Consider the following 15,044-nt stretch of genomic DNA (forward strand, 5'->3'; position numbering starts at 1 on the left):
GTCTCGCTCCCACATGGGAACGCTTTACAAAGGTGGGAGCGAGCCTGCTCGCGAAGCCATCCTGGATGGGCATATATCCCTATCAGCAAAAAAATCGGCGACAAAAACCAAAACAATATTTGCTTTATTTGTACACAAAAGCATAATCCACTGCGTGCGAGTTCCTGACTACACGGTCAACAAATTCGCGTATGCCTCAAAGGGCCGCTGCCACCCCTCATGGGTCCGGCCCTGGAAATAACAATAAAACTCTTGAGGAGTACTCGCTGTGGAAAGCCGCAAATCCGAAGCACCGCCGCTCGAGCTCACGCCGCCATTACGCAATGGCCTGCTGGAGCGTCTGTTCAAACTCAGCTTGCATGGCACCACGGTGAAGACCGAGCTGATTGCCGGTCTGACAACCTTCATCACCATGGCTTACATCATTTTCGTCAACCCGAACATCATGGCCGATGCCGGGATCGATCACGGTGCAGCCTTCGTCGCCACCTGCATCGCCGCCGCGCTCGGCTGCCTGTTGATGGGGCTCTACGCCAACTGGCCGGTCGGCCTGGCGCCGGGCATGGGCCTCAATGCTTTCTTCACCTACACCGTGGTCGGCACCATGGGCTACAACTGGGAAACCGCCCTCGGCGCGGTGTTTGTCTCGGGCGTGCTGTTCATGTTCCTGACCTTTTCGCGGATTCGCGAGTGGCTGCTCAACAGTATTCCGGTCAGTTTACGTTTTGCGATGGGCGCCGGTGTTGGTCTGTTCCTGGGCCTGATCGGGCTGAAGACTGCCGGCATCGTCGTCGACAGCCCGGCCACCCTGATCAAACTTGGCTCGCTGCGCGAACCCGGCCCGTTGCTCGCCGCGATCTGCTTCCTGATGATCGCGATCCTCAGTTACCACCGCGTGTTCGGTGCGATTCTGATCAGCATCATCACCGTCACCCTCGCCGGTTGGGGCCTGGGTCTGGTCCACTACGAGGGCATCATGTCCGCGCCGCCGAGCCTGGCGCCGACCTGGATGGCAATGAACGTCGCCGGCGTGTTCAACGTCAGCATGATCAGCGTAGTACTGGCCTTCCTCTTCGTGCACATGTTCGACACCGCCGGCACGCTGATGGGCGTGGCCCAGCGCGCCAACCTTGTCGCCGCTGACGGTCGCATCGAGAACCTTTCCCGAGCCATGAAGGCAGATAGCGCCTCTAGCGTATTCGGCGCCGTGGTTGGCGTGCCCCCAGTGACAAGTTACGTGGAAAGCGCCGCCGGCGTAGCCGCTGGTGGTCGGACTGGTCTTACCGCCGTCACCGTGGGTGTGCTATTTATAGCGGCCATGTTTTTCGCACCGCTGGCTGGCATGATTCCCGCTTATGCCACAGCAGGTGCCCTGATTTACGTGGCGATGCTGATGATGGGCGGCATGGCCCACATCGAATGGGACGAGGCTACCGACGCCATTCCGGCGATTGTCACGGCGATCATGATGCCGCTGACCTTCTCCGTCGCCGACGGCATCGCGCTGGGCTTTATTACTTACGTCGCGTTGAAGGCCGGCACCGGCAAGTACAAGGAAATTTCCGTCAGCCTGTGGGTGCTCTGCGCGATCTTCATCGCCAAGTTCATCTTCCTGTAAGCGCTGCGCGGTTCAGGCTTCAAACCAGCCTCACCCTCACCGGTGGGGCTTTTGCACATCTCGATAACAACAAAGGAGCAAAACGATGAGTCTGGAAACCTGGCTGCTGTTCAGTGGCGCTGCACTGGTGGTGATCCTGATCCCGGGGCCACTGTCATTGCTGATGATCAGCAACAGTCTGAATTACGGTTTACGCAGGTCGTACCCCGCGTTCCTGGGTGGCGTGATCGCCTCGATCTGCCTGCTCAGCGCTTCGGCACTGGGGCTTGGCGCTCTGTTGCTGGCCTCGGAACAGTTGTTCAGCGCGCTGAAAATCATCGGTGCGCTGTACCTTTTTTATCTCGCCTGGCAGAGCTGGCAACAGTCGCGTCAGCCATCGACGGGTGCCGAAGTACCCGAAGCCGCACCGGTGCCGCGTTTTCGCACATTGTTCGGACGCGCTTTTGTACTGGGTGCGAGCAACCCTAAGGACATCCTGTTTTTCGCCGCGTTTCTGCCACAGTTCCTCCGCGCAGACCAACCGTTTCTGCCGCAGTTACTGATCATGATTGCGACCTGGGTAGTGCTCGATCTGTGCTGCAAACTGGCTTACGGTCTGGGTGCCAATGGTGCCGCACGTTATTTGCGCAGCGGCAAAGGCCAGAGTTGGTTCAATCGGGTGAGTGCCGGACTGTTTGGTGGTGCTGGCGCGGCGTCGTTGCTTGGCAGCCACTGACTGAAAAGCGCCACTATTGATTATCCTGCCGGAATGGATCTCGGGCAGGATCATGTTGTTCATGAATCAATTAAGTGTGAGCAACATCAAGTCCCTGATATGCAATAGATAGCAACAACCCTTCGATATACAGGTCTCGAACGGCCAACGTAATATCCTTGGCCTTAACAACAATTGCCGGAACAAGGAAGTTCTAATGGCCACACTTATACGCGAAGCAATAGCACAAACCGACCCTGCAATACATGCGGACACGCAACCTGTTTCCGATACCGTCATAGTTATGGATTTGGGCTATGAATCCAACGAATACAAGCCTTCAACCATCGACCATGGCCAAACCAGTGGAAAATCGAGTCAGTTGCAAATGGTGGACGAAGTGTTCGGCCCTTTGGAGATTGGCGATATTTCGATTACTCGTACAGCGCTCGACGGACTAGGCGCAACAATTGACGGTCAGCCATTGAATGGCCAGAACAGCTTCTTTCGCCGCCCCAAACTTTCTTTTATCAATAGCTTGCAGTTCGACGCCAATAAAGTTGAACACTTTCTGAAAACTTCAACAGGCAGCGATGGCTACTTGTTACCCACGCTCCTGTTTGAAATGGCCAGCCAGCGCCCGCTTGGCGCCCCTCAGCTCTTGAGGGAAAACAATGCCAATGAAAAGGTAGCCGGCAATTACCGCGACAAACTGGTAAAACTTCTGAGCGCAGCACAGTCGCTTGATCTACAACACGTGCACGTCCCCAAACATCATCCCCGCTGGGCGGCATTGACCAAAAGCTACGCGACGCTGGGCTCCAGCCTGGGCATCCAGGGTTTCGGCATTTTCATGGGGATTCGTGGCGTAATCGATGCGATCAAAGCCGATAACCGTGCTGAAGTAGCGATAAACAGCGCGGGCATTGCGTCGGAGCTGGCCTCCATCGCGGCCGATGTCACGGTCAGTAAAATAGCCACACAGATGCTCACAGCCGGACAGAATGCTTACCGGGACTTCGCCCGAACACGCTTCGCCCTCAGACTGGGTCGATCGGGCGGTCTGGTCGGCGGCATGCTGACGCTGCCCTTCGACATCTTTACCGCCGTGAGATCCATAAACGCCGCTGAGAATGCCACCGGCAAAGAGGCTATGGATCATTACGTCAGCGCTGGCCTGAGCATTACCAGTGCAGCCATGACCGTCATTCTCGGCACTGCCGCGATGGCCGGTTTCTCGCTTGCCGGCCCCGTCGGGCTTGCAGCCGGCGCGATTCTCGCCATTGGCTCGCAGGTCTACGGTGCGGTACGTATCGTTGACGACATAGATGACTACATCGAATTAACCGTTGATGAGCGGTGGCGTAGCGGATGGTTTTCGTTCTGCATGATGGACGTCGACGAAAGCGTTCAAAACCGCTATATCAAGGCCAAAACACTACTTCAACACTCATTGCAGTTAAAAAAGACCGCGAGAACGCTACTCGATGGCCCCTTGAAAGAGAGCACCGAAGCCATCGTCAATGGCAAGTTTGATGTACGCCTGAAACCGACGCGGGTCTGGAAACGAAACTGGTGGACCAAACAGGATGCGTGGGAGTCGGTCAATGTCCCTGAAGTGGTAGGCACCGATGACATCATTGATGCAAGCGCAGGGGTTACAAAAGATACACCCGGCGCGGAACTGGGAGTTGCGGCAGAGGGCAAAAACATTCTGTGGTTTCTCAGCGAGGGTAACGACTCGATCAAAGGTGTAGAAAAAAAACCCAACACGTTCTATTACAAGTCAGGAAAAAAACAACTGTCGGGCGGTGAAGGCAATGACCAGTTCCTGTTTGAGAACGCAGCCGCTTTCCTCGAAAAGGACAGCCATGTTGCAGAATATTCAACGCTGAGCGGCGGCGCAGGAAATGACACACTGGTACTTGGCGGCAATTACTCCTCTCGTGATACGAACAGAACTGGCTATGACATAGATTTGCTGGCCGGAACATTGCAGATCATCACCAGCGATGTCGATGCCGAGAATAACAAGATATCCATCCTGCACAGTTTGCTGGACAGTATCGAAAATATTGAAACAGTCCATCGCGCAGCAAGCGTTGTAACCGGCACTGCGCAAAACAACGTCATCAAATCACGGGGCAGCGACATCATTGAAGCTGGCGCCGGAGACGATCAGATATTCCTCTCCCACGAAAAAGCAAAAGCGTCGGGAGGCGCCGGTGCGGATCAATATTACATTGCGCATGTGGCTGGTCGTTTTTCCATTATCGATGATGGTGAACAGACCAGTTATATCGTCATGAATTGGCGCAAGGACCTGATTGAGTCCTGGGCTATCGAGGGCAATGACCTGGTCATCCGCTCAGGCTTCGAAACTCATGACAATCCCAAAAACGTATTGACCATTCATGACGTTTACAAGAAAAACGAAGGCACAAGAAAGCTGAGCAACAAAAATCTGATTTTCATAACCAGTGATGATTGCCATTTCAGACTTGACCTGCCTGAAACAATCCCGGATGGCCACACCGCCGATATACCGGAAATTTTCGTCAAACGTGGCAAACCGGTAACACCGATCATTATTTATGCGCCGGAATGCTGGATCCGACACCGCAAGGAAGCGAGCTATTACGTACCGAGAACCGGCAAGGCCAACACTTTCTACGCGGTTTTACGTCCGGATGTCATAACCCGGATATATCTGGACTTCACCAGTGATGAGCTGACAAAAGCCGAGGCGCATTTTTTCTCCGACAAACCCAAGTCATATCGACTGACTGTCGGCTGCCATCTCGTCTATCACTTCGGCGCGAAGACCATCAAGCTGAATTATTACTCGGCTGCGCGTAGCGAAGACGATCACGACAATATCATCAAGATCCTGCGAACCATGGCCGTGCGACCGTTCGGCCGTTATGTGTTGATTTTCAAGGACGGTGTCGTTGCAAACGCTGGTCTTACAGCGGAAACCGACATCCCGCCAGCCTTTACTGACTTCTCGGTCTCGAGGCATTGGGTAACCCAGATGAAAGTGCCACTCACGGGTCGTTCTCGACAGTGCTTTTATGCGCTGCCTGAGAAAGCGGGTTACTCGCTTGGCACTACGAGGAGTTGCGCAATGCCGATACCACTGGCCGTGCAAACCAGCATGGACGCCTATGAAGGAGTGGGTGCGAGTTATCTCATCCACGTACTGCCTGACATGACTATCAGACTCTCGACTCCTGGCGCGCTCGCCAATGCCAAAGAGCGGCTTCCCTACTCATCCACCTGGGAACTTGATGCAACGCAGCTCGGCGAGGTCGATATAAAACTCGAAGAAAACCGGCTTTCCATCGGCACTACCACTTTTTATCTGCCTGTCTATGAAAGCGAGGATTTGATAGACCAGATCCGCGTTATTGCCACCGGTGGAGTTGTACATACGGTCGATCTGGTCTTTGACCGTGTCTATCTGGATGGTCTCGATGCACGTTTTTTCGAAGAGCCCGACGCCTCAAAAGCACTCCCGCAAGCTCTTGCCGCATTGGCCAATGACGAAGTCAAAGTCTGGAACATTATCTGCCTTAACGACCAGACCGCGCGCGTGGGCTATAACTTTGCCGCGCATGGCTGGGTATTGCGTGCCGACAAATCCCGCATCGAAAAGTCTGCTTTAAAGGTGGTGAATCGCTGCAACCACCAAACCAACATTTTCGGCCCCGTTTCTGTGATGAAAGTGCCTCCCGCGTAATTCGCCGGTCGTTCGTCAATAAACCCATTTTTTCGAGCGTTGCTGTCTACGCGGCACTTGCACGCGTCTGCGCGCTCTTTTACCGAGCATTCCCCATGGCCAAGTCACCCAAGAAAGTCCCTGCAGTAAAACCACCCAATGCCCCCGATGCTGGACATTCCGGCTCACCGCCTCTCGTCAGCCGTATGGGCCTGGACATGCCTGACGCCCTGCTTCTGGGCATCGATTCACCGGCCGTCAGTCAAGCGGCAAGCACATCTGCCGCAGCCAGCACACTGCCCACGGTTACTGTTCACGCCTTGCCGGATGCAACGGAAAACTTCAGCGCTACTCGTAACGCAATCGCCTGGCCGCAAGAGCGTTTCCACGAACTGGTACCCGTGGCGCAGAACGAAGGTTTGTTCACCGGACCGGATCAGCGCACGTACGCTCAGATCGCTAATGAAGGCCAGTTCGTCGTCGAGCAGGACGGGCAAGGCAATTATCATGTGCCTCTGACCTTCGCACCCGGTGTGCCCGGCCTGCCCCTGACCCGCCTCGAGGGTCAGACGACTTGGCAGATCCGGCGGCCCGAGAGGCTATCCAACCGGCCTGCATCCGCCACCCCCAACCTGCCCTCATACATCTCGCCGGCCGACGCCATGACGCTGAGCAAGCCTGAGCTGGCAACGGAGGGCCTTCGATACAACAGACTCAGGCAGACCTTCGTAACGACGGTGGACGGCACGGTCATGGTGCGCAAAAACAAGGATGGCGAATACCAACAAGCGTTTGCCTCGACGAGCAATGCACCCGACGTTTTCTTCGAGCAAATCCCCGGCACTGTTTTCTGGCGACAAAAACCGCCAGGGGCGAAGCCATCGCAAACGCCAGCCCAATCCAGCCAGCCAGGCGAACAGACCGACCAGGCAGCACCTGGCCCGAGCAAGCGTCCCCGACTTGCCGAAGCCGCAGAGACGCTAACCGCGTCGACAGCCAAGCCGTCCTCTGACAACGACCAGACGCCGTATTTCTGGCTTCCCTGGGGGCATCTGAACAAACCTGCGCACACCGAATCGGTACAGCTTGGCTGGCTGCATTATCCAATCGTTCCGGTTGGCTCGAATACGGCGCCCACCGTGTATTTCGTATGTCATCCCGAGTTTTTCCCGAGCGGTTTCGACGCTTTCGAGAACATGCTGAAAAACGCCCCCGAGCAACAGCCGGTGGCGACGTTTCGAATCGGCAGCGATCCAGGTGAAGTCCATCCGGGCAAACGCTTTTTCGAAGAGCCGATAACAACGTCCGTCGCTCGCGCGTTCCCTGATTTTTCGCAAGCGACAACGACAGCCGTTGCCCGCAGGTTATTCGAACTCGCCGATCATTCCCCGACGATTACCGGCACCGGCCTGATCAACGTTCAGGCCGTCTTGCATCAATGGAAGCAACTGCCGTTTTCCACAGCACCTGATTTTGCCGACCCGCTGAATATGCTCGCCATAGCGCCGGACATCGATCTGGGGGGCAAGCGGCTTATCCCGATGCCTTCCCAGACCGACAGCGAATTGCAACGCCTGACCTTTGATCCACAGCACTTCTCCTCCGCCTGGAATCATTACAAGACCTATCCATCAGATCTGAATCTGCGGCGATTGCTCGGCGCGTTGCTGGTCGGCTGTGGTTACGAGCTGTTTCCACTGACCTATGAACACAGAATGCCGACGCTGGTATTCAAACGAGCCGGTCACGATCAAATCTTCTTTTTGAAACTGGGGGCAATCAGTCAAGCCGGCCTGACTCACGTTCCTGGCAACGAACTGACAGAACCGAGCTTGCCCGCCAGAATCGGTCAGGACGCCTTCAAGGCACTGACCGATGCAGCGGAGCAGAACAAAGTGGTATGGCTGATAGGAGGCGTATTGAAGGTCGCGTCCACGCCAGACTCGGTGTTCATTATTCGCGAGCGCTGAGCCGAGACTCGACTGCGCCGGCAGTTGCGCCGTAAACACGCATAAAAAAAGCCCGCAGTGTGAGCGGGCGAAAGACCAAAGAAGCTATATGCGCAGTCGCTTCCCGGTGGGGGCAGCTGCTTGGGGGTCAACTGCCCCGATACGTGGAATAGCTGTAAGGCGAAATCAGCAGGGGCACGTGATAGTGCTCCTGCTCGGCGGAAATGCCGAAACGCAGTACGACGACATCGAGAAACGCCGGCTCGGGCAGTTGTACGCCACGGGCGCGGTAGTAATCGCCGGCATGGAACTGCACCTGATAAACCCCGGTGCGATAATCGTCGCCTTGCAGCAACGGCGCATCGACCCGGCCATCGCTGTTGGTTGTCGCACTGGCGACCAATTCCAGGTGCGACCCTTCAACGCGGTACAGCTCGACCTTGATCGAGCTGCCCGGGCAACCGTGTGCAGCGTCCAAAACGTGTGTTGTCAAACGTCCCATTGATTCTGCGCGCCTGGCCGCTACAAGCAGTCAGACTTCGCGCCTCCCGAAGTCAGTTGAAAAGGAGACCGCACCGTTTCGGAGCACGAAACACTGCGGCGAGCGACTGATTAAGACACTTTTCAAAAAAATTGTACACAATAAAAACGACATTTTTCGCTTCCCCCCCGCCATCCGGGCCTTTATCGCCAATCTGCAGGCAAAGCGCCTGATCATTGCACCTTCTATTCATTAGCTGACTGGTCAGGCAGGTTTCTTGCAGGCTGTAACCGTCAACGGTAAAAGATGACGGCCGGTGAAAAATGCGAAAATTCAGGCTTACAAAATGTAAATAAACTTGTATACAATCAGCCCATCGCTGTGACGCCAGCCTGCCAGGCCGCCACACCAATCTGTCAACGTACAAGAAGGAAGACTGCAGTGAGCGCTGACTACCCACGCGACCTGATCGGTTACGGCAGTAACCCTCCTCACCCACACTGGCCGGGAAATGCCCGGATCGCCCTGTCCTTCGTACTCAATTACGAAGAAGGTGGCGAGCGCAACATTCTGCACGGCGACAAGGAATCCGAAGCCTTCCTCTCCGAAATGGTCGCCGCTCAGCCGCTGCAAGGCGCTCGCAACATGAGCATGGAATCGCTTTACGAGTATGGCAGCCGTGCCGGCGTCTGGCGGATTCTGAAGCTGTTCAAGGAATTCGATATTCCGCTGACCATCTTCGCCGTGGCCATGGCCGCCCAGCGTCACCCGGATGTGATCCGGGCGATGGTCGAAGCCGGCCACGAGATCTGCAGCCACGGCTACCGCTGGATCGACTATCAGTACATGGATGAAGCGCAGGAACGCGAGCACATGCTCGAAGCGATCCGCATCCTCACCGAACTGACCGGCGAACGTCCGCTGGGCTGGTACACTGGTCGCACCGGGCCGAACACCCGTCGACTGGTGATGGAAGAAGGCGGTTTCCTCTACGACTGCGACACCTACGACGACGACCTGCCCTACTGGGAACCGAACAACCCGACCGGCAAGCCGCATCTGGTGATCCCCTACACCCTCGACACCAACGACATGCGCTTCACGCAAGTGCAGGGTTTCAACAAGGGTGACGATTTCTTCGAATACCTCAAAGACGCGTTCGACGTGCTTTACGCCGAAGGTGCCGAAGCGCCGAAAATGCTTTCGATCGGTCTGCACTGCCGCCTGATCGGCCGTCCTGGTCGCCTCGCTTCACTCAAGCGCTTTATCGAATATGCCAAAAGTCATGAACAGGTGTGGTTCAGCCGTCGCGTCGACATCGCGCGTCACTGGCAAGAAACCCACCCGTACCAAGGGACTGCAAAATGAGCCGCTTTCAAACCCTGCAACCGTCGACCCTGAGCCGCGACGCTTTCGTCAAAGCCTTCGCCGACATCTACGAACATTCGCCATGGGTGGCCGAAAAGGCCTACGACCTCGGTGCGGACGCTTCGATCGACGAGATCGAAACCCTGCACCAGCGCATGAGCGATATCCTGTTGAGCGCCGATCATGCCAGCCAGCTGGCCCTGATCAACGCTCACCCGGACCTGGCCGGCAAAGCTGCCGTCCAGGGCCAACTGACCGAAGCCAGCACCAATGAACAGGCTGGCGCCGGTATTCACCAATGCACGGCCGAAGAGTTCCAGCGCTTCACCGAGCTGAACGACGCCTACAAAGCCAAGTTCAAGTTTCCCTTCATCATGGCGGTAAAAGGCAGCAACCGGCATCAGATCCTCGCGGCGTTCGAAACGCGCATCAACAATTCGGTGGAAGCCGAGTTCAAATGCGCGCTGGCGGAGATCAACAAGATTGCCCTGTTCCGTTTACTGACTCTTTAGCAAGCCTGGCCCGAGCGTGAATGAACGCGCAAACGCCCAGGGCCCTGCGAGCATCCCCAGCCAACTTATCAAAGGCAGACAAGAAGAATGAAAGCTTACGCCGTACCTTTCGAAAAATACGTCAACCTGGCCGACGCCCGTTTGGGCACCAAGATCATTTCGGTCACCGATGACTGGTTCGCAGACGCCAATCGTCTGTTCCAACCGACCCCGGCCGTATGGAAGGAGGGCGTGTTCGATGACAACGGCAAGTGGATGGACGGCTGGGAGTCGCGCCGCAAGCGCTTCGAAGGTTTCGACAGCGCGGTGATCCGTCTGGGCGTACCGGGCTCAATCAAAGGCGTGGACATCGACACTTCATTCTTCACCGGCAACTACCCGCCATCGGCCTCGCTGGAAGCGTGCTTCCTGGCCTCGGGCGAGCCGGATGAAAACACCCAGTGGACCGAAGTGCTGTCGGCCGTCGAGCTGCAGGGCAACAGCCACCACTACCATGAAATCAGCAACGACAAAGCGTTCAGCCACCTGCGCTTCAACATCTACCCGGACGGTGGTGTTGCCCGTCTGCGCGTATACGGCATTCCGTTCCGCGACTGGTCCGCTGTGGGCGACAACGAGCAAGTGGACTTGGCAGCAGCCCTCAACGGTGGCCGCGCCCTCGCCTGCTCCGACGAACACTTCGGCCGCATGAGCAACATCCTCAACCCGGGCCGTGGCATCAACATGGGCGACGGCTGGGAAACCGCGCGTCGTCGCACACCGGGCAATGACTGGGTGATCGTCGCCCTGGGTCATCCGGGCGAGATCGAGAAGATCGTCGTCGACACCCTGCACTTCAAAGGCAACTACCCGGACACTTGCTCGATCCAGGGCGCGTTCGTCAAGGGCGGCACCGACAGCCAGATCGAAACCCAGTCGCTGTTCTGGCGCGAACTGCTGCCAAGCCAGAAGCTGGAAATGCACGCCGAACACACCTTCGTCGAGCAGATCAAGGCACTCGGCCCGATCACCCACATCCGCCTGAACGTGTTCCCGGATGGTGGCGTGAGTCGCCTGCGTGTATTGGGCAAGGTCGCTAAATAACACTGCAATGATCGTTCCCACGCTCTGCGTGGGAATGCATCACTGGACGCTCTGCGTCCGCTTTGGATGTGACGCGGAGCGTCACGGGCTGCACTCCCACGCAGAGCGTGGGAACGATCACTCAACGAAAAGAAGAACAGCATGCGCACATTGACGATTGAACCGCTGACCAAAGAAGCCTTCGCCCCTTTCGGTGACGTGATCGAAACCGACGGCAGCGATCACTTCATGATCAACAACGGTTCGACCATGCGCTTCCACAAACTGGCGACGGTCGAAACCGCGACGCCTGAGGACAACGCAATCATCAGCATTTTCCGCGCCGACGCGCAGGACATGCCGCTGACCGTTTGCATGCTGGAACGCCATCCGCTGGGCAGCCAGGCTTTCATTCCGCTGCTCGGCAACCCCTTTCTGATCGTGGTCGCGCCAGTTGGCGATGAACCTGTATCAGGCTTGGTCCGCGCCTTCGTCACCAACGGCAGGCAGGGCATCAATTACCATCGCGGCGTCTGGCACCACCCGGTGCTGACGATCGAAAAGCGGGATGACTTCCTGGTGGTTGATCGCAGTGGCACAGGCAATAACTGCGATGAGCATTTTTTCAAAGAGGATGAGCGGTTGATCCTCGCCCCCCACCAATAAGAGAAGGTCTGATCACTCGACAACAAGAGTGACAGGCGAGAGGTAAAGACTGTGGAAGCACATCTGTTGGAATGGCTGAACCTGAGCGTGCGCTGGGTTCACATGATCACTGGCGTGGCCTGGATCGGCGCGTCGTTCTACTTCGTCTGGCTGGAGAACAACCTCAACCGCGTCAACCCGAAAACCGGTCTGGCCGGTGATCTGTGGGCGATCCACGGCGGCGGCATCTACCACCTGGAAAAATACAAACTGGCCCCACCGTCCATGCCGGACAACCTGCACTGGTTCAAGTGGGAAGCCTACTTCACCTGGATGTCGGGGATCGCGCTGCTGTGCGTGGTGTTCTACTCAAATCCCGTGCTCTACCTCGTGGCACCCGGCAGTGGCCTCAGCGGTCCTGAAGGCGTGGCCATCGGTATCGGCTCGCTGATCGTCGGCTGGTTCGTCTACGACTTCCTCTGCGATTCGGCCCTGGGCAAGAAACCCGCCCTGCTCGGATTCATCCTGTTCGTGCTGATCATTGCCGCCGCCTATGGCTTCAGCAAAGTGTTCAGCGGTCGTGGTGCGTACCTGCACGTCGGCGCGATCATCGGCACCATCATGGTCGGCAACGTGTTCCGCATCATCATGCCGGCGCAACGGGCACTGGTCGCGGCGATCGCCGAGAACCGTACGCCTGATCCGGCCCTGCCGGCCAAGGGTCTGCTGCGTTCGCGTCACAACAACTACTTCACCCTGCCAGTGCTGTTCATCATGATCAGCAACCACTTCCCGAGCACTTACGGCAGCCAGTACAACTGGTTGATCCTCGCCGGGATCGCGGTGTTGGCGGTATTGGTGCGTCACTACTTCAACACCCGTCACGACAGCCACAAGTTTGCCTGGACCCTGCCGGTGGCAGCGGTGGGCATGATCTGCCTGGCCTACGTCACTGGTCCGACGCCGATGTCGACTGCACCTGAAGTGGCCAAGGCACCGGCGAAAATCGAGTACCAACCTCTGCCGGAGACGGCACTGGGCGGTGGCGCGAAACCGGCCGAAGCGGCGCAACCTGCGGCACCCGCAGCCCCTGCGGCGGCACCCGCGCATGCCTCGAATGCCGGCCCCGGTTTCGACAAAGTGCACAACGTGATTCAAGAGCGTTGCACGGTGTGCCACTCGTCCAAGCCGACCAGCCCGTTGTTCAGCGCAGCCCCGGCCGGTGTGATGTTCGACACCCCAGAGCAGATCCGCCAGAACGCCGCGCGCATTCAGGCGCAAGCCATCACCACGCAGATCATGCCACTGGGCAACATCACCCAGATGACCCAGCAGGAGCGTGACCTGATCGGTGCCTGGATTGCCCAGGGAGCGCAGACCAATTAATCGTTAAAAGCATCGCTGGCAAGCCAGCTCCCACAGGGTTTTGCATAGCCTGTGTGGGAGCGGGCTTGCCCGCGAATGGCCGCTGCGCGGTCTGCCTGATGCAAAGAAACAGCTGCAAGCAACCCGGCAGCTGTTAATCACAAGAATAAAAAAGATCCGAGGTGTTGCATGTCCGAGCTGTCCAAAGCGCGCATCCCCGACGCACCCGCCATTCAGCGTTTGCCCCTTTTGCAACTGATCCTGGTCGGTCTGCAACATGTTCTGCTGATGTACGGCGGTGCCATCGCGGTGCCGCTGATCATCGGACAGGCCGCTGGCCTGAGTCGTGAAGAAATCGCCTTCCTGATCAACGCCGACCTGCTCGTCGCCGGCATCGCCACTATCGTGCAGTCGCTCGGCATCGGCCCGATGGGCATTCGCATGCCGGTGATGATGGGTGCCAGTTTCGCTGCGGTCGGCAGCATGGTGGCCATGGCCGGCATGCCCGGTATCGGCCTGCAAGGGATCTTTGGTGCAACCATCGCTGCCGGTTTCTTCGGCATGCTGATCGCGCCGTTCATGTCCAAGGTCGTGCGTTTCTTCCCGCCACTGGTGACCGGCACGGTCATCACCTCGATCGGTTTATCGCTGTTCCCCGTGGCCGTGAACTGGGCCGGTGGCGGGGTCGACGCCGCGCAATTCGGTTCGCCGATTTATCTGGCCATCGCTGCGCTGGTGCTGGCCACCATCCTGTTGGTTCATCGCTTCATGCGCGGTTTCTGGGTCAATATTTCGGTGCTGATCGGCATGTGCCTGGGCTACGTACTGTGCGGCGTGATCGGCATGGTCGACCTCAGCGGCATGGCCAGCGCACCGTGGATTCAGTTCGTCACCCCGCTGCATTTCGGCATGCCGAAATTCGAGCTGGCACCGATTCTGTCGATGTGCCTGGTGGTGGTGATCATCTTCGTCGAGTCCACCGGGATGTTCCTCGCGCTGGGCAAGATCACCGGCCAGGAAGTCTGCCCACGCATGCTCCGTCGTGGCTTGTTGTGCGATGCCGGCGCGTCGTTTTTCGCCGGTTTCTTCAACACCTTCACTCACTCCTCGTTCGCGCAGAACATCGGCCTGGTGCAGATGACCGGTGTGCGCTGCCGCTCGGTGACCATCGTTGCCGGCGGTCTGCTGATCGTCCTCAGCCTGTTGCCGAAAGCGGCGTTTCTGGTGGCATCGATTCCACCGGCGGTGCTGGGCGGCGCGGCGATTGCGATGTTCGGCATGGTCGCCGCGACTGGCATCAAGATCCTCCAGGAGGCGGACATCGGTGACCGCCGCAATCAGCTGCTGGTCGCGGTGAGCATCGGTATGGGCCTGATCCCGGTGGTACGTCCGGAATTCTTCGCCCACCTGCCGCTGTGGATGAGCCCGATCACCCACAGCGGCATCGCCATGGCCACCCTCAGCGCCCTGACGCTGAACCTGCTGTTCAACATCCTCGGCGGCAAAGAGCGTGCGGCGATCAATGATTGCCATGCGCACTGATTGAAACCACCACACCACCTGTGGGAGCGAGCCTGCTCGCGAAAGCACTGTGTCATTCAACATTGATGGCGACTGACACAACTGCTT

At 57.5% G+C, this 15,044-nt stretch carries 11 protein-coding genes; 10 read left to right on the forward strand and 1 reads right to left on the reverse strand.

The features are described from left to right. Positions 1-268: 268 nt before the first annotated feature. From QMX86_RS23970 to QMX86_RS23985, 4 genes are all read left to right on the forward strand, one after another. Entirely contained in the window at positions 269-1,618 is a 1,350-nt protein-coding gene (locus tag QMX86_RS23970; RefSeq protein ID WP_024012217.1) for an NCS2 family permease, read from the forward strand. Positions 1,619-1,703: 85 nt separating this feature from the next. After that, a complete protein-coding gene (locus QMX86_RS23975; protein ID WP_016773765.1) occupies positions 1,704-2,333 on the forward strand; it encodes a LysE family translocator in 630 nt (209 codons plus the stop codon). 196 nt (positions 2,334-2,529) lie between these two features. After that, entirely contained in the window at positions 2,530-6,054 is a 3,525-nt protein-coding gene (locus QMX86_RS23980; RefSeq protein WP_282384510.1) for a calcium-binding protein, read from the forward strand. A gap of 95 nt (positions 6,055-6,149) precedes the next feature. Further along, a complete protein-coding gene (locus QMX86_RS23985; protein WP_282384511.1) occupies positions 6,150-8,003 on the forward strand; it encodes a hypothetical protein in 1,854 nt (617 codons plus the stop codon). A 127-nt stretch (positions 8,004-8,130) separates the two neighbouring features. Here the strand turns inward: QMX86_RS23985 and uraH are convergent, their stop codons facing one another. Beyond that, positions 8,131-8,484, reverse strand: coding sequence for a hydroxyisourate hydrolase (uraH, locus tag QMX86_RS23990; protein ID WP_041479332.1), 354 nt, complete (start codon positions 8,482-8,484; stop codon positions 8,131-8,133). Between the two features lie 420 nt (positions 8,485-8,904). On the opposite strand from uraH, the gene puuE reads away from it, so the two are divergent. The 6 genes from puuE (at position 8,905) to QMX86_RS24020 (ending at position 14,957) form a co-directional block, all read left to right on the forward strand. Beyond that, positions 8,905-9,831 carry an allantoinase PuuE gene (gene puuE / locus QMX86_RS23995; protein WP_024012213.1) on the forward strand — a complete coding sequence of 309 codons (927 nt, stop codon included), beginning with the start codon at positions 8,905-8,907 and terminating at the stop codon, positions 9,829-9,831. Then, a complete protein-coding gene (gene uraD / locus QMX86_RS24000; protein ID WP_016773760.1) occupies positions 9,828-10,343 on the forward strand; it encodes a 2-oxo-4-hydroxy-4-carboxy-5-ureidoimidazoline decarboxylase in 516 nt (171 codons plus the stop codon). Before puuE ends, uraD begins: the two co-directional genes overlap by 4 nt. Positions 10,344-10,430: 87 nt before the next feature. Then, complete coding sequence (gene alc, locus QMX86_RS24005) at positions 10,431-11,426, forward strand: allantoicase (RefSeq protein ID WP_016773759.1); 996 nt, start codon at positions 10,431-10,433, stop codon at positions 11,424-11,426. A 141-nt stretch (positions 11,427-11,567) separates the two neighbouring features. Beyond that, positions 11,568-12,071, forward strand: coding sequence for an ureidoglycolate lyase (locus QMX86_RS24010; RefSeq protein ID WP_016773758.1), 504 nt, complete (start codon positions 11,568-11,570; stop codon positions 12,069-12,071). Positions 12,072-12,122: 51 nt separating this feature from the next. Beyond that, on the forward strand, positions 12,123-13,436 hold the full coding sequence (locus tag QMX86_RS24015; RefSeq protein ID WP_282384512.1) for a urate hydroxylase PuuD: 1,314 nt from the start codon (positions 12,123-12,125) through the stop codon (positions 13,434-13,436). 168 nt (positions 13,437-13,604) lie between these two features. Next, positions 13,605-14,957 carry a nucleobase:cation symporter-2 family protein gene (locus tag QMX86_RS24020; protein ID WP_039763799.1) on the forward strand — a complete coding sequence of 451 codons (1,353 nt, stop codon included), beginning with the start codon at positions 13,605-13,607 and terminating at the stop codon, positions 14,955-14,957. Positions 14,958-15,044: the final 87 nt, after the last annotated feature.

It is taken from the genome of Pseudomonas sp. PS01270, assembly GCF_029959775.1.
In the GTDB taxonomy this organism is placed as follows: domain Bacteria; phylum Pseudomonadota; class Gammaproteobacteria; order Pseudomonadales; family Pseudomonadaceae; genus Aquipseudomonas; species Aquipseudomonas atacamensis.